Genomic DNA, 16,351 nt, shown 5'->3' with positions numbered 1-16,351 from the left:
GCACAAAAAAAACGCCCCTTGCGGGGCGTTTTCCGTTGCTGCGTATTACAGCGCCTTGGCGGCTTCCACCACGTGCGCGGTGGTGATGCCGAAGTGCTTGTACAGCGCGTCCGCCGGCGCCGATGCGCCGAAGGTGTCGATACCCACCACCGCACCATCCAGGCCGACGAACTGGCGCCAGAAACCGGTGACACCGGCTTCGATCGCCACGCGCTTGCGCACCGCGTTCGGCAGCACCGATTCACGGTAGGCCGCATCCTGGCGCAGGAACACGTCGGTGGACGGCATGGAGACCACGCGGGTCTTCAGGCCGGCCGCGTCCAGCTGCGCCTTGGCTTCGGTGGCCAGCGACACTTCCGAACCGGTAGCGATCAGGATCACGTCCGGAGTACCGCCTTCGGCATCGGCCAGCACGTAGCCGCCCTGCTCGATCTGGGCGATCTGGCCGGCATCGCGCGGCTGGTGCGGCAGGTTCTGGCGGCTGAACACCAGGCAGCTCGGGCCGTCCTGGCGGGTGATCGCAGCCTTCCAGCTGACCGCCGATTCCACCGCGTCGCAGGGACGCCACACGTCGTTGTTCGGGATGTAGCGCAGCGAGGCCAGGTGCTCCACCGGCTGGTGGGTCGGGCCGTCTTCGCCCAGGCCGATCGAGTCGTGGGTATAGACGTGGATGGCGTGGGCCGGGATCAGGGCGCTCATGCGCACACCGTTGCGGGCGTAGTCGCTGAACACCAGGAAGGTGGCGTCGAACGGCAGGAAACCGCCGTGCAGGGCCAGGCCGTTGGCAATGGCGGTCATGCCGAACTCGCGCACGCCGTAATACACGTAGTTGGCGTTGGCGTCATCGGTGGCGACCGACTTGCTGGCCTTCCACAGGGTCAGGTTGGAGTGCGCCAGATCGGCCGAACCGCCCACCAGCTCCGGCAGCAGCGGTGCATAGGCTTCGATGGCCAGCTGCGATGCCTTGCGCGAGGCGATGGTCGGGCCTTCCGCCGCCACCTGGGCGATGTAGGCATCGGCCTTGGCGATGAAATCTTCCGGCAGCTCGCCGTGCGAACGACGGGTCAGCTCCTCGGCCTGCTGTGGGTACTGGGCGGCGTACTTGTCGAACTGCTGTTCCCACTCGGCCTGGCGCAGGGTGCCGGTACCGCCGGCACGCCAGCCGCCATAGATGGCTTCCGGGATCTCGAACGGGCCGTATTCCCAGCCCAGTGCCTTGCGGGTGGCTTCCAGCTCGTCCTTGCCCAGCGGCGCACCGTGGCTGGATTCCTTACCGGCCTTGGCCGGGGAACCGAAGCCGATGGTGGTGCGGCAGCAGATCAGGGTCGGCTTGTCGGACTGCGCCAGCGCGGCGTCGATGCCGGCCTTGATGCTTTCCGGATCCTGGCCGTCGACGTCACGCACCACGTTCCAGCCGTAGGCCTCGAAACGTTCCGGGGTGTTGTCGGTGAACCAGCCATCGGTATTGCCGTCGATGGAGATGTGGTTGTTGTCCCAGAAGCAGACCAGCTTGTGCAGGCCCCAGGTACCGGCCAGCGAAGCGGCTTCATGCGACACGCCTTCCATCAGGCAGCCGTCACCCATGAACACGTAGGTGCGGTGATCGACGATTTCCAGCTCCGGGCGGTTGAAGCGCTGGGCCAGCAGCTTTTCGGCCAGGGCGAAACCGACGGCATTGGCGAAGCCCTGGCCGAGCGGACCGGTGGTGGTCTCCACGCCGGGGGTTTCATGGTGTTCCGGATGGCCGGCGGTCTTGCTGCCGAGCTGGCGGAACGCCTTCAGCTGCTCGATCGGCAGATCGTAGCCGCTCAGGTGCAGCAGGGCGTACTGCAGCATCGAGCCATGGCCGTTGGACAGCACGAAACGGTCACGGTTGAACCACTTCGGGTTGTTCGGGTTGTGGCGGAGATAGTCGTTCCAGAGCACTTCGGCGATGTCGGCCATGCCCATGGGCATGCCGGGGTGGCCGGACTTGGCGGTCTCGACCGCATCGGCGGCAAGGAAGCGGATGGCGTTGGCCAACTGGCGGCGGGTAGGCTGCGTCATGGTTCTATCGGAATCAGGGAGGCGGCCGCGGACGTGCGGGCAAGCCATTGTAGCGCCGTGCCACGCCCGGCGGACTCACGCGGTAACCGGCGGGTCAGCAAGCGGTACGCCCCGCCCGCCCGGCACCGGTAGCGCCGACCCATGGTCGTCGAGCGCAGCGGCACGGGGGCATCCGCCGAGCACGGCTCGGCGCTACCCGGGCGGCATCAGCGCTCGGTCGTTGCCGCCGCGGCCACCGGCTCGTCCTTTTCGCCCTTGGCCACCAGGGTGGTCAGGGCCAGGTCGCCGGTGACATTCAGCGCGGTACGGCACATGTCCAGGAAGTGGTTCACGCCCAGGATCAGGCCGATGCCGAGCGGGTTCACCCCGACCATCGCGCAGATCATCGCCACCACCGGCAGCGACCCCGACGGCACGCCGGCCGTGCCGATGCCGCCAAGGATGCAGACGGCCATGACCATGATCTGCTGGCCGATGCTCAGGTCCACGCCGAAGAACTGCGCCAGGAAGATCACCGTCACGCCCTCGAACAGCGCGGTGCCGTTCTGGTTGGCGGTCGCGCCCACGGTCAGCACGAAGCGCGACACCTTCTGCGGCAGGCCCATCTCATCGGCCACGCGCAGCGCGGTCGGCAGGGTGGCGTTGCTGGAGGCGGTGGAGAACGCCATCACCGTGGCTTCCTGGGTATCGCGGAAGAACGCCAGCGGCGAGCGTCCGGACAACCACACGGCCACGCCATAGGTCACCACCATGTGCAGGCCCAGCGCCAGCACCACCACGCCGACGTAAGCGCCGAGCCGGATCAGCAGCTCGAAGCCGAACAGCGCGGCCAGGTTGAACATGAAGCAGGCCACTGCATACGGCGCCAGGCGGATGACCAGGTTGATCAGAGTCATCGAGACTTCGAAGATGCCCTCGATGGCACGCCGCAGCGGGGCGACTTTTTCATCGTCGGTCAGCACCATGCCGATGCCGAACATCAGCGCGAAGAACATCAGCGACAGGATCGCGCCATTGCTGGACGCGGCCTCCACGATGTTGCTCGGCACGATCGACAACAGCATGTCCATGCCCTTCGGCTGGCTGCCGACCCCGGCGACGATCTCCTTCGACCGTTCCAGGTTCTCGGCCAGGATCTGGTTGGCCATGGCCGGGTCCACGCCCACGCCCGGCTTGAGCAGGTTCACCAGCACCAGGCCGATCGCCACCGCGATGCTGGACAGCACGATGGTGTAGGCCAGGGTTTTCCAGCCGATCCGACCGAGCGCGCGGATGTCGCCCATCTCCGACACGCCCATCACCAGCGCGGAGAAGATCAGCGGCACGATCAGCATGAAGATCAGGTTGAGGAACAGGCCGGAGGCCGGCGTGGTGATGTAGTGCATCAACCACTTCGCCGCGTCCATCAGTGCCGGCGTCTGCGCACCCAACGCATGCACCACCAGACCCAGCACCAGGCCGATGGCGAAGCCGATGCCCATTTTCCAGTGCAGAGGCATCTTTTTCTTCGCGGGGCTGGCTGCTGTCATCGGGTCGGTATCCTGGGAAAGGGGAGTCACTGTAGCAAAGCGCCCCGCGGCCCCGTCTTGCCGATCACGGCGGTGGCGGGTACAGCGGCGGCAGGCCAGTCTGCGTCGAGATTACCGGCGCCGACCAGTGCGGTCCGTCATGGAACGCTTGTTTCAGTTCCCGTCGCACGTCCGGAAGCTCACCTTCGCCCGCCCAGCGCGCTTTCTGCAAGGCCTGCAGCGCCTGCCGCTGGCGATCGTCGCCCAATCTGGCCATGACCTGCTCCAGACGCGACACGCCGGCCATCGCACACAGCAACGCCGCCACATCGGCGAAGCTCTCCGCGTCCAGTGCGCGACGCAGCTCGGCCACGCGCGGCGCCTGCTGGCGCACGCCGTCGTGTGCCGGCGGCACAGGCCCGGACGGACGCATCGGCTGGCCGCGTCCGCGCCGCCAGCCCCACCACAGGGTCAGCAGCCACAACAGCAGCAGGCCGGCGGCCAACGCCATCCACGGCCCGGCCTGCCGCGCCTGGGCCGGGGCCGCCTCGAGAGCGGGCGCGTCGTCGCCACCAGGCAGCGCGGCATCGGTGTCCAGCGCCTGCGCCGGCGGGGTCGGCTGGCCGGTCGCCCCACTGCCGGCCGCAACTGCCAGGGTCAGTGCGGGAACACTACTGCTGCGCGCTTGGCCGCTCTTCACGTCCCACCAGCGCATCTGGATGCCGGGCACTTCCAGCGTGCCGACCGCGCGCGGCACGATGGAATAGCGCCGGGTGATCTTCAGCTGCGGCGAGCCGCCACTGAAGGTTTCGTCGTACTGCGCCGGCTCGGCGAACACCTGGGCATCGCTGCCGACATCGGGCACCGGCAGGTCGGTGAACTGGGCCCGGGTCGCTCCCACCGCGATCCCTTCGATCTCCAGCGTGGCCGCTTCACCGGCGCGCGCCCGGTCCGGTGCCAGCGTGTAACGCAGGCGCAGGTCGTGCAGCGGCAGCCACGGCTGCGGCGCGTCGACCGGTTGTGCCTGCACCTGCAGGGTCTGGTCGGCCGCTGCCGCGCGCAGCCGGCCATCACCGCGCCCGCCGAAGAAATCATCGAAGAAACTGCCCGCGGTGCGCCCGTCGAAGCGCGCACCGGCCACCCGCAGCGGACCGCTGCGTTCGGGAATCAACAGATAACGCCGCTCGGCCACGTTGTAGCGTCGTCCGTTGACCTCGCGCACGTCGGTGCGGTCCTGGCCGATCACCTGCAGCGATGCCCCTTCGGGGGTATCCAGCACCAGTGAACCCGACGCCAGCTGCGCGGCGTAGAACAACCGCACCACCACGCCCACGCTCTGCTGCACGTAAGGGCTGCTGTCATCCACTTCGGTTTCGATGAACGCCAGGGCAGTGCCATCGTTGCGTGCCGGGGCGGCCGCGCCCACCTGCAACTGCAGGGGCTCGGTGAATACCTGGCCGACCTGCAACGGCGGCACCACCAGCGTGCCGCTGCGCCGGGGTGACAGGGCCACCCCGTGCAGCGTGCGCGTCTGCATGCGACCGTTGATCCACTCGACCTGGCGGCTGCGGGTCTGGTTGCTGAGTTCGAAATCGGCCCCCAACGGCGTCAGCACCGGCGAGGCGGCCGAATCGGACTGGATGTTCAGGGTGACCGTGTCGCCGAGCGAAACCTGGGCGCGGTCCAGCCACGCACGGGTCTGCGCCGATGCGGACTGCGGCACACATGCCAGCACCGCGAACACCGCGAGCAGCCACGGCAGCACGTGCATGAGGGCTGATGGAGAGGCGGTGCGGATCATGGTCCTTCCTGTTTCCTGCGTTCGTTTTCCAGCTGGAATTTGGCGCGCAGCAGATCGCCGGGCCGGTCAGGCACGCGCCGCATCCACGCTTCGACCGCCTGCTGCTGCTCGCGCTGCTGCGGCGTGCGGCCATCGCTGCGTCGTGCCGGCTGCTTGCCGTCCTTGCCGTCCTTGCCCTCGTTGCCCTGCTGCACCGCCTGCTGCATGCGCTGGCGCTGTTCTGCATCGGCGCGCGCCTGCGCCTGGGGATCGACAGGGGGCTGCCGCGCCGCCTCACCTTGTCCGGGCTTGCCTGATGGTGCGCCCGCGGGCGGCGGCTGGGCAGGCTCGCCCGGCTTCGGCGACCCCTTGCCGGTGGACGACGGCTGGCCGGACGCTGGCGGCTGCGCCTGGCCCTGGCCCTGGCCCTGCGGTGGCGGCTTGCTGTTTCCACCCTGCGATGGCGGGGACTTGCCGTCCTTCGGCGAAGGCGGTGGCCTGCGTTTGCGCGCGGCATCGACCACGGCCCGGTTGGCCACCGCATCGGGCATGCCCGGGCGTCGGCTCAAGGCATGGTCGTAGGCCTGCACGGCGCCATCGAGATCGCCCTGGCGCGCACGCGCGTTACCGAGGTTGTACCAGCCTTCGGCGGTCTGCACGCCTTCGAACGTGCGTGCGGCGGTGCTGAAATCGCCGGCGTGGTAGGCCTGCACGCCCTGCTCCAGTTGCTGCTGGCGGCGCTGGTCATCGCGCAGCCAGAGGCCGGAACGGGCACCGGCCTGCGGGGCGGCCTGCGGGGCGGCGGACGCGCCTGCCTGCGCCAGCACCGGCGTTGGCTGCAGGCCTGCCGCCCCGATCAACAGCAGCACCGACAGCACCGCGCTGTGCCGCCGGAATGCCAGCAAGGCAAGCAGCATCAGCGGCGGCAGCAGCCAGTAGCCCTGGTCCAGCCACTGGCGCGCGCTCCCCTGCTCGCTTTCCCCCACCGAACGGTCGGCGCGCAGCAGATCCAGGGCGCGCAGGTCGGCGGTGTCGCGGGCCAGCCGCTGGTAGCGTCCGCCACCGGCGTCGGCCAGGCGGCGCAGGCTGGCTTCGTCCAGCGCGGCGTTGGAGATCTGTCCCCGGGTGTCCCGGTAGGCCGCGCCGGTCGTTGTACCCAGCCCGATCACCGATACCTGCACGCCCTGGCCGTGCGCCTGGCGCGCGGCGTCGATGGCAGCCGCATCGGCGCTGTCGGTCAACAGCAGCACCTGCCCGGCGCGCATGCCACTGCGTTGCAGCAGCCGGGTGGCCCAGTCCAGTGCGCGGTCGGTGCGCTGGCCATCGACCGGCATCACCTGCGGCGACAACGCATCCAGGTACAACGCGATGTTGGCCACGTCATCGGTGAGCGGCGCCACGGTGTAGGCATCGTCGGCATAGACCACCAGCGCCAGTTGGCCGCCTTCGCGTTGCTGCAGCAGGCTTCCCAGTTTGGCCCGTGCCTGCAGCAGCCGCGACGGCGGCAGGTCGGTGGCGGTGATGCGGGTGGACAGGTCCAGCACCACCACCAGCGGTGACTGCGGTTGCAGCAGCGGTTGGGCCTGCTGCTTCCAGCCCGGGCCCGCCAGTGCCAGTACGGCCAGCGTCCAACCCAGCAGCAGCATCCACGGCCAGCGCCGTGCCCCCTTGCCGCTGGCCTGCAGCAGGTGCGGCAACAGGTGGGGATCCACCGCGTGCTGCCAGCGTCCGGCATCACGCCCGCGACGCCATGCCCACAGGGCGATGAGCGGCAGCACGCACAACGCCCACAGCAGCTGCGGACGGGCCCAGTGCAGCGCGAAAAGCAGGTCCAGGCTCATGACCGACGTCCCGGCCACAGCCAGGCCAGTGCACCCAGCAGCATCGCCAGTCCCAGTGCCCAGAAATAGACTTCGCTGCGTGGCCGCAGGGCAGGCCCCTTGGCGGTCACCGGCTCGAGCCGATCCAGTTCGGCATAGATGCCGGCCAGCTCGGCGGTGTCACGTGCGCGGAAGAAGCGCCCGCCGGTGCGCTCGGCGATCTGCCGCAGCGTGGCCTCGTCGACGGGATCCTGGCCCTGGCCGAGGTCCATGCCGAACAGCTTCATGCCGCCATCCCCACCGAAGGCCACCGGGTAGACCCGCACCTGTTCGGTGGCCGCCAGCTCCGCCGCACGCAGCGGTGACAACACGCCGGCGTTGCTGACGCCGTCAGTCAGCAGGATCAGCACGCGCTGGCCTTCGGGCTGGTCACGCAGGCGTTTGACCGCCAGTGCGATCGCATCGCCGATGGCGGTCTCGCGGCCGGCCAGTCCAACGACCGCATCGCCCAGCTGTTCGCGCACGCTGGCCAGGTCAGCGGTGATCGGGGTCAATGCATAGGCACGGTCGCCGAATACCAGCAGGCCCACGCGATCGCCGGCACGACGGTCCAGGAAATCCGCCAGCACCGCCTTGGCGGCGACCAGTCGTTCCACCACCTGCCGACCGAGCACCATGTCCGGTTCACCCATGCTGCCGGACACGTCCATGGCCAACATCAACTGCCGCGCCTGGGCGGGCGGACTCACCGCTTCACCGAGCAGCTGCGGACGGGCCAGCGCCACGCACAGGCAGCACCATGCCAACCACAGCAGCAGGCGATGGACGCGTGCGCCATCGTGGCCGCTGCCACCGGCGATCTGCTGCAGCTGCTGCGCCGACCACGGCACGCGCAGCGCGGCGCCTTCCGATGCCACGCGGCGTGGCCACCAGCGCATCAGCCACGGCAACGGCAGCGCCAGCAGCGCCCACGGCCATGCCAGCAGCAGGTCCGGCCACGGCCAAGCGGGAAGGGTCATCGCGTGCGCTCCCGCAGCAGCGCGACATGCCGCGCGCGCGCCCAGCGTTCGAGCGTTGCCAGCTGCACTGCATCAATGGCGGGTTGGTAAGCGCCCTGCAGCAGCAGCGCGCGTTGCGCCGGCGCAAGCGCATTGGCTGGATCGAGCACCTGCAGCCACGCCTCCCCCTGCAACAGCTCGCTGCCGGCGCGGTTTGCGCGGGCGGCGCGGCGCAGCAGCTCCACCAGCGCGGCAAGCCGCAGCGGCCCTTCGCCCGCCGCCTGCAGCTCAGCGTCGAACTGCCGCTGCCAGGCCCGTTCGCGGCGCAGCCGGCGGGCGCGCAGCAGCACGGGAATCGCCACCAGCAGCAGCATCACGGCGGCGACAAGCCACCAGCCGGGCGCAGGCGGCCACAAGCTGGGCGCCGGTGGCAGGTGCACATCACGCAGCGGCAGGTTGGTGCTCATGCCACCACCTCGCGCACTGCAGGGGCAAGCCAGCCGGCACTCGGGGCATCGGTGGACATCACATGGGCGGTGACCCGGCGCGTGGCCAGGCTGTCCTGCAGCTGCTGCAGCGGCGTGGCGAAGTGGGCCTGCCAGTGCGCGCGCACCTGCGGACTGCGCAGGTCGACCCGCACGCGACGCTGTTCGGCGAGGAAATCGAGTGCCTCGGTGGGCGGCTGCATCTCCAGCGGATCCACCAGCAGCACCACGTCCACCTGATGATGCAGGGCCAGCCCGGACCAGCGCGCGAGCGGCACCGCGGCGGCGCGCAGCGGGTCGGCCAGCACCAGCAGGCGCGCGCCCGGCCGCAACACGCGCGCGGCCTGCTGCAGCGCGTGCTCCAGCCCGGCGTCTTCGGCCGGGGGCGCGGCATACCAGCGGCCCAGTGCATCGAGCACGCGCAGCACGCCACGGGTTCCGCCGGCTGGCGGAATCGGGGCTTCGTGCAGGCTGCCGCGCAGCGCCGCGATGCGATCACCACGCCGCTGCGCCGACCACGCCGCCACCGCACCCACGCGTGCGGCCTGTACCGATTTGAAGCGCGTACGCGTGCCGAAGTACAGGGCCGGATCGGTGTCGGCGACGATCAGCGTGACCCGCTCGCGTTCGGCCTGGAACAACTTGGTATGGGTGCGGCCACTGCGTGCGGTCACCCGCCAGTCGATATGCCGCGCGTCATCGCCGGCGACATACTCGCGTGATTCGGCGTACTCCATGCCACGCCCGCGCAATGGCGATGGCGCCTGGCCGGCCTGGCCGATGCGTCCACGCTTCGGCGCCGGCGGGCGGATGGCCGTGCCGCGCAGCGCCACCAGTTCGGCAAGCGTGGGGACCAGGCCATCGCCGTGCAGCAGGTCGGGGGAATCAACGGCCATCGCGGTCAGGGGGCCGGCACCTTGGCCAACAGCTCCTGCACCAGCCGTTCGCCATCCCAGCCTTCCGCGAGCGCCTCGTAGCTGGGCAGCACGCGGTGGCGCAGGACGTCAGCTGCGATCGCGCGTACATCGTCGGGGGTCACGAAGTCACGCCCGGCCAACCAGGCGCGCGCGCGCGCGCAGCGTTCCAACGCGATCGAGCCACGCGGGCTGGCGCCCCAGGCAATGCGCCGCGCCAGCGCGGCGTCGTAACGGGCCGGCTGCCGCGAGGCCAACACCAGCTCCACCAGATAGCGCTCCAACGGCGGCGCCATGTGCAGGTCCAGCACTTCCCGGCGCGCCTGGTGGACGTCTTCCAGTGGCATCCGCCGCGGCGGCTCCGGTGCCTCGTCCAGCGCACCGCGCGCGCGTTCACGGGCCAGCCGCAGGATCTCGGTCTCGGCGCCTTCGTCGGGGTAGCCGATGCGGACGTACATGAGGAAGCGGTCGAGCTGCGCTTCCGGCAGCGGGAACGTGCCTTCCTGTTCGATCGGGTTCTGCGTCGCCATCACCAGGAACAGCGGCGGCAGCGCGTAGGTGTGGCGGCCCACGGTCACCTGGCGCTCGCCCATCGCTTCCAGCAGCGCGGACTGGACCTTGGCCGGGGCGCGGTTGATCTCGTCCGCCAGCAGGATCGGGTGGAAGATCGGACCGGGCACGAACTCGAAGCGGCCCTCCTGCGGGCGCCAGATTTCGGTGCCGGTGAGGTCGGCCGGCAGCAGGTCCGGGGTGAACTGCACGCGGGAAAACTCAGCGTCCAGGCGACTGGCCAGGGCGCGGATGGCGGTGGTCTTGGCCAGCCCGGGCGCGCCCTCCACCAGCAGGTGGCCATCGGCCAGCAAGGCGATCAGCAGGCGTTCGACCAGCTCGGCCTGGCCGACGATTTCACTGGACAGCGCAGCGCGCAGGGCCTGGAAATCAGCATGCAGGCGCGAGGCATTGCTGCCTGCGGTGAGGGCGGGGGGAACGGCGGGGATCTGATTCATCGTGCTTGGACCAGCACCGGTGGATTCCGGTTCCCCATCATCGCAGGGGTCGGTCATGAATGTGATCAAGATTGGATGAACAGTGGATCGAGCGGTGATGCCCCTCGCGGGTGGCGTTCTGGAGTTGCAGCTGGGGGTGGGCCAGGCGATGGGGCTGTGCGGGGGACGGCAACAACTGCATCCATGCGGGCCTCGTTTCGCGCCATCCATGGCGCTCAACGCCCCCGCCCAGCCCCACCGCCCGACCCCTGACAGTTTCCGGTGGCCGCCACCCGCGCTAAAAAAACAAAGGCAGGGGTCAGAGTCCTTTCGCTGCGCGAAAGGACTCTGACCCCATGTTTCTCCCACCCTTCCAACCCACCGCCTTGTCCATGGCCACCATGGACCTGTCTAAGGGGGGCGGGGTGGGTTGGCGGGGGCGTTGAGCGCCATGGATGGCGCGAAACGAGGCCCGCAGGAGCGGCTGTTGCCGTCCCCCGCCAACCCACCCCGCCCCCCACCAAGCAGCACTGCAGCTGTGGCTGTGGCTGTTGCTGTGGCTGCTGCCTGCAGCGGGTGCCGGGCCGCAGGCCCGGCACCTCCATTACTTGCCCTTGGCGACGCGCAGGACCTTCGGGGTCACGAACACCAGCAGTTCGGCCTTGTCCTTGTTGCGGCTGCGCTTCTTGAACAGGTTGCCGAGGAACGGCACGTCACCCAGGAACGGCACCTTGCTGATGCTGTTGCGGTCGGTGAACTCATACACACCACCGATCACCACCGTCTGCCCGTCTTCCACCAGCACCGCGGTGTTGACTTCGCGGCGGTTGATCGACGGCACCGTGCCGTAGCCTTCCAGCTCGATCCACTGGTCGACTTCATCCTTCTTGACCGCCATGTTCAGGAACACGCGGTTGTCGTTGGTGATCGTCGGGGTGACCTTCAGCTCCAGCACCACTTCCTTGAACTGGACGTTGGCCTGGTTGCCGCCACCGGCGCCGCCGGCGGAGATGGTCACGTAGCCGATTTCCTTACCCTGCTTGATCAGGGCTTCGCGCTGGTTGGTGGTCACCACGCGCGGGTTGGAAATCACTTCGCCGCGCGATTCGGTCTGCATCGCCGACAGCTCGACATCCAGCAGGTAACCCGCGTTGAGGATCGACAGCGCCAGCGAGGCCGGATTGCTGGTCGCCGCCACCGGCAGGTTGGACATCAGGCCGCGGGTGATGGTGTACGGATCACGCACGGGCGCCGCACCGGTGCCGCCGGCGGCGGCCCATTCGTTGACCGCACGCTGGTAGGCGGTGTCCACGGTGGCCTGGTTCCTGATGTTGGCCCCGTTGTTGTCGACCGTATTGTTGAAGAACACGTTGTCGCGGCTGCCGCTGACGCCGAACTTCGCACCCAGTTCGCGCGCGAAGGTGTCAGTGGCGATGACGATGCGGCTTTCGATCAGCACCTGGTCGACCGGACGGTCGATCACCCCGATCAGCTCACGCATGCGCGCGACCTTCTTGGGGATGTCGCTGATCATCAGCATGTTGGTGCGTTCATCAGCGACGATGCGGCCGCGCGAGGTCAGGAAGCCACTTTCTTCCTGCGCCGAGTTGCCACTGCCGCTGCCGCCCTGGCCACCACTGCCGTTGCCGATGCCACGGGCTTCGGTCAGGGCTTTGAAGATCGCCGAGGCGCTGTGGTAGTTGATCTGCACGTAATCGGTGATCAGGTCTTCGCGGTTTTCGATCGCGATGCGCGCGTCTTCTTTTTCCTGCTCGAACTTGGCCAGCTCGGCCTGCGGGCCGACCCAGATCACGCTGCCGTCGCGGCGCTTGTCCAGGCCCTTGGCACGCAGCACGATGTCCAGTGCCTGGTCCCACGGCACGTTGACCAGGCGCAGGGTGACGTTGCCGGCAACGCTGTCCGATGCCACCACGTTGAGGTTGGACTCTTCGGCGATCAGCTGCAGCACGGTGCGCACCGGCACGTCCTGGAAGTTGAACGTCACCGGGCGTCCGCTGTAACCGCGCTGGGCCACCGCACTGGCGGCCTGGGCGACGGTGCTGGTGGTGATCGCACCGGTAGCCGCGATGCCTTCCTTCGGGGTGATCTCCACTACGTATTCGTTGCCGCTCTGGTAGGCCAGCGACTCGAACGCGCTGTTGGTGCTCAGCACCAGCTGGGTGCCACCGCCGTACGGCTTGGCGTCGATGCGCTGCACCGGCGTGGCGAAGTCGGTGACGTTGAGCGGCTTCTGCAGCTGCTCGGGCAGGCGTGCATTGCCGACGTCGATGACTACGCTGTTGCCCTGGTTGCGCAGGTCAGGGTTCGCGCCCTGGCCGTCGAACTGCAGGACCAGGCGGCCGGCGCCGTCTTCGCCCCGCTTGAAGTCGATCTTGGACACCGACAGTGACGCCGGTGCGCTGACCGGCGTGGCCGCGGCAGCGGCGGGCGCGCCGGTGGGCGCAGCCGCAGTCGCGTGGCCGCACGCCAGCATCAACGCGACTCCCAGCGCGCCGATCCGGTTCAAGGTTGGGCGCCGGATCGGACGCAGCCCCTTGGCATTGTGAAAGGTCATCGTGCTATCCCCAGTAAACGATCATTGATCTTCAAGCGAGAGCGCGGCCGGCCGTTCCAGCCACCCGCCCGCGCCATCCGGCACCAGCTCTATCAGTTCGATGCGGTCCTCGAAGACCCCGGTCACCCGGCCATCGCTCTGCCCCATGTACACGCCCGGCCGCACGCGGTAACTCACCTTGTCAGGTGCCATCACCACCGCCACCGTGCCGCCCCCGGTCCCGATCGTGCCGACCATGTCCAGGCTGTCCAGCGGGAAGGCTTCCAGCGGCTCCTTGCGACGGTTCGGATCAGGACGCAGGCCACTGCCGCCCTGCGGGTTGGACCAGGCATCGGTGAACGGATCGCGCATGCCCTGCGCCGAATATTCGAACGTCTCGAACTGCTGCATCACCGGCAGCGGTTCAAGGGCGGGGGCCGGACGTGCGCGCACGTCTTCCACCCATTTCTGCAGATTGGGCGCATCACCGGGCGTGCTGGTCACGCCGCGGCCGCAACCGGCCAGCAGCACCAGCGCCAGCAGGCCTGCGCTGCGCAGCAGGGAGGAGCGGATCATGGCTTGCCCCCCTTCTCTGCAGCGGCCTTCTCGGCGGCAGCCTTCTCCTGCTGCTCCATCTCGGCCTCATCCAGGTAGCGATAGGTCTTGACCGTACCGGACAGTTCCAGCGCACCGGCGCGGATCGAGGCCGGGTTGATGCCGGTCTTGGGATCCTTCGGCTTCAGGTTGATGTCGTGCATGGTCAGGATGACCACGCGCGGCAGCGAGGCCACGCCGCTGACGAACGCACCGAACTGGTGGTAACTGCCCACCATGCGCAGCTTGATCGGCTTTTCGGCGTAGAACTCACGCACCTGCTCGGCTTCGGGTTCGAACAGTTCGTTGACCAGGCCGCTGGACAGCGCGGTCTGCGAAACGTCGATGATCAGGTCCGGCATTTCGGTCTTGCTGGGCAGCTGGCGCAGCATCTGCTGCAGCACCTGTTCCATCTGCGCGAGCTGCTGCTTGAGCGGCTCCAGGTTGACCGCGCGCCCCTGTTCTTTTTCGAACTCGGTACGCAGTTCGGTCTCGCGGCGTTCCAGGGTGGCCAGCTCTTCGCGCTTGCCACTGGTCAGCAGGAACCACGACACCGCCATGATGACCAGCGCGATCAACACGCAGAACACCACCTTGGCCTGCTGCGGCCAGTTGCCGATGTCGTTGAAGTCCAACTCGTTGATATTGAATTTCTTCTGGCTCACGGCGAGCCCTCCTGGCCGCCGGCCGGTGTCGGCGGCGGCGTCTGCTGCGGGGCGGCCGGGGTCAGCCGGCTGCCAGCGGGCGGTGCGGGAGCCGCCGGTGCGGCATTGCCAGCGGGCGCCGGGGCTGTGGCAGGCGCGGCAGCGTCGCCCGGGGCCAGCGGGGCCAGCGCGGCTGGATCAGCGGCAACCGGTGCATTCGGATCAGCCACCGAGCCATCCGGATTGAGCGTGGATTCCTCGCTCTGCGCCGGCAGCTTGACCTTCACCACGAACACATAGGGCAGCGCGCTGACATCCGCCAGCGGCAGCGTCTTGGCTTCCTTTTCCTTTTCCGGGTCACGCGCTTCGATGATCGACAGTTCCGGGTTGGTCATCCAGCCGGACGTCTCCAGGTTGCGCATGTAGGCCGAAACGCGGGCATTGGACTGGGTGCGCCCTTCCAGGGTCAGCACGTCGCCTTCCTGCTTCAGTGCGGTCAGCACCACGCCATCGGGGATGGTACGGACCAGCGCATCGAACAGGTGCACCATCTGCGAACGCTTGGACTGCAGCTCCTCGATGACGGCCTTGCGCGCGAGCAGGCGGTCCTTCTGCGCATCAAGCCGGTCGATCTCCTTGTTCTGCAGCTTGACCTTGTCGATCTCGGCCTGCAGGAAGGTGTTGCGCTCGCCCTGGCCGCTCACCTGGCGGTCGTAGTAGAACCACACCATCAGCGACAGCAGCAGGCCACCGACGGCGGCCAGGCCCAACATTGCGTAGAACTCACGCTGGCGTTGCTTGCGACGTTCGGCACGCCACGGCAGCAGGTTTATGCGTGCCATCAGTCGAAACTCCTCATCGCCAGGCCGGTGGCGATCATCAGCGCCGGGGCGTCCTGCGCCAGCGCGTGCGCCTGCACCTTCGGACCCAGCGTCATCTGCGCCAGCGGGTTGGCCACCACGGTCGGCACGCCAAGCTGCTCTTCCACCAGCTCCGGCAGGCCGGTCAGCGCGGCACAGCCGCCGGCCAGCACGATGTGGTCGACACGGTTGAACTCACTGCCTGCATAGAAGAACTGCAGCAGGCGGCTGATCTGCTGGACCGTCGCTTCCTTGAACGGCTCCAGCACCTCCATTTCGTAGCTTTCCGGAAGCCCGCCCTGGCGCTTGGCCAGGCCGGCTTCTTCGTAGCTCAGGCCGAAACGGCGCATGATTTCGTCGGTCAGCTGCTTGCCGCCGAAGACCTGCTCGCGGCTGTACAGGCTGCGCCCCCCGCGCAACACGTTCAGCGTGGTCATGGTGGCGCCGATGTCGACCAGCGCGACCACGCCGTCACTGGACACCGGCAGCTCGCTGGCGACCAGGGCAAAGGCGTTTTCGACCGCGAAGGCCTCCACGTCCATCACCTTGGCGGTCAGCCCACCCAGTTCCAGCGCCGACTGGCGCAGTTCGACGTTTTCCGAACGCGAGGCAGCCAGCAGCACCTGGACCATTTCCGGATTGTTCGGGATAGTCCCGAGCACTTCGAAGTCCAGGTTCACTTCTTCGATCGGGTACGGGATGTAGTTGACGGCTTCCAGTTCGACCTGGGCCTCCATCTCGTTCTCGTCCAGATCGGCCGGCATCGGGATCACCTTGGTGATCACCGCCGAGCCGGCCACCGCCGCCGCAGCGAACTTGACCTTGCTGCCCGACCGGTTGACCGCGCGACGGATGGCTTCGCCCACCGCCTCCACTTCAACGATGTTTTTTTCTACGACGGCGTTCGGCGGCAACGGTTCCACGGCGTAGTGTTCCACGCGGAAACGGTTACCACTGCGTGAAAGCTGCAAAAGCTTTACCGCAGTCGAACTGATGTCGACGCCAATGAGCGACGACTGGCCTTTTGGGATGAGCCCCACGGTTTCTCCCCTGCCGATGGGCACTTGGACGCAATAGCTGCGCCCGCGCATTAATAACGTTTTTTTTGCAAATGGCAACCGTCCCGCCGTGAAGGATCCTTCACAGAACGACACACGGTGAC

The 16,351-nt window shown here is 68.2% G+C and carries 13 protein-coding genes; all 13 read right to left on the bottom strand.

All coding sequences use genetic code 11. The features are described from left to right. Positions 1–45: 45 nt before the first annotated feature. Positions 46–2,046, bottom strand: coding sequence for a transketolase (tkt, locus tag RTX79_RS04740; RefSeq protein WP_312682285.1), 2,001 nt, complete (start codon positions 2,044–2,046; stop codon positions 46–48). Positions 2,047–2,252: 206 nt separating this feature from the next. Further along, the gene (locus RTX79_RS04735) at positions 2,253–3,575 is read right to left on the bottom strand and encodes a dicarboxylate/amino acid:cation symporter (RefSeq protein WP_123699014.1); all 1,323 of its coding nucleotides are present in this window, start codon (positions 3,573–3,575) and stop codon (positions 2,253–2,255) included. A gap of 64 nt (positions 3,576–3,639) precedes the next feature. Then, entirely contained in the window at positions 3,640–5,325 is a 1,686-nt protein-coding gene (locus RTX79_RS04730) for a BatD family protein (RefSeq protein WP_312682738.1), read from the bottom strand. 26 nt (positions 5,326–5,351) lie between these two features. Next, positions 5,352–7,175: a VWA domain-containing protein gene (locus tag RTX79_RS04725; RefSeq protein ID WP_312682282.1), complete on the bottom strand. Its 1,824-nt coding sequence runs from the start codon at positions 7,173–7,175 to the stop codon at positions 5,352–5,354. Next, positions 7,172–8,173, bottom strand: a complete 1,002-nt coding sequence (locus RTX79_RS04720; RefSeq protein WP_312682280.1) for a vWA domain-containing protein — start codon at positions 8,171–8,173, stop codon at positions 7,172–7,174. The genes RTX79_RS04725 and RTX79_RS04720 overlap by 4 nt, the downstream gene beginning before the upstream one ends. After that, positions 8,170–8,619 (bottom strand): DUF4381 domain-containing protein, encoded by a 450-nt coding sequence (locus tag RTX79_RS04715; RefSeq protein WP_312682278.1) that lies wholly within the window; start codon positions 8,617–8,619, stop codon positions 8,170–8,172. Before RTX79_RS04715 ends, RTX79_RS04720 begins: the two co-directional genes overlap by 4 nt. Next, positions 8,616–9,533, bottom strand: coding sequence for a DUF58 domain-containing protein (locus tag RTX79_RS04710; protein WP_312682277.1), 918 nt, complete (start codon positions 9,531–9,533; stop codon positions 8,616–8,618). Before RTX79_RS04710 ends, RTX79_RS04715 begins: the two co-directional genes overlap by 4 nt. Before the next feature lie 5 nt (positions 9,534–9,538). After that, positions 9,539–10,558, bottom strand: coding sequence for an AAA family ATPase (locus tag RTX79_RS04705; protein ID WP_312682276.1), 1,020 nt, complete (start codon positions 10,556–10,558; stop codon positions 9,539–9,541). A gap of 583 nt (positions 10,559–11,141) precedes the next feature. Next, complete coding sequence (locus RTX79_RS04700; protein WP_312682275.1) at positions 11,142–13,112, bottom strand: type IV pilus secretin PilQ; 1,971 nt, start codon at positions 13,110–13,112, stop codon at positions 11,142–11,144. A 21-nt stretch (positions 13,113–13,133) separates the two neighbouring features. Further along, positions 13,134–13,667 carry a pilus assembly protein PilP gene (locus RTX79_RS04695; protein WP_057687505.1) on the bottom strand — a complete coding sequence of 178 codons (534 nt, stop codon included), beginning with the start codon at positions 13,665–13,667 and terminating at the stop codon, positions 13,134–13,136. Next, complete coding sequence (locus RTX79_RS04690) at positions 13,664–14,350, bottom strand: type 4a pilus biogenesis protein PilO (RefSeq protein WP_312682273.1); 687 nt, start codon at positions 14,348–14,350, stop codon at positions 13,664–13,666. Before RTX79_RS04690 ends, RTX79_RS04695 begins: the two co-directional genes overlap by 4 nt. Then, entirely contained in the window at positions 14,347–15,171 is an 825-nt protein-coding gene (locus tag RTX79_RS04685; RefSeq protein WP_312682271.1) for a PilN domain-containing protein, read from the bottom strand. Before RTX79_RS04685 ends, RTX79_RS04690 begins: the two co-directional genes overlap by 4 nt. Then, positions 15,171–16,229 carry a pilus assembly protein PilM gene (locus RTX79_RS04680; RefSeq protein ID WP_057687502.1) on the bottom strand — a complete coding sequence of 353 codons (1,059 nt, stop codon included), beginning with the start codon at positions 16,227–16,229 and terminating at the stop codon, positions 15,171–15,173. Before RTX79_RS04680 ends, RTX79_RS04685 begins: the two co-directional genes overlap by 1 nt. Positions 16,230–16,351 lie beyond the last annotated feature (122 nt).

Origin of the sequence: Stenotrophomonas chelatiphaga (genome assembly GCF_032054965.1) — a bacterium.
Classification (GTDB): Bacteria; Pseudomonadota; Gammaproteobacteria; order Xanthomonadales; family Xanthomonadaceae; genus Stenotrophomonas; species Stenotrophomonas chelatiphaga.
This window is presented reverse-complemented; position numbering and strand designations above follow the sequence as displayed.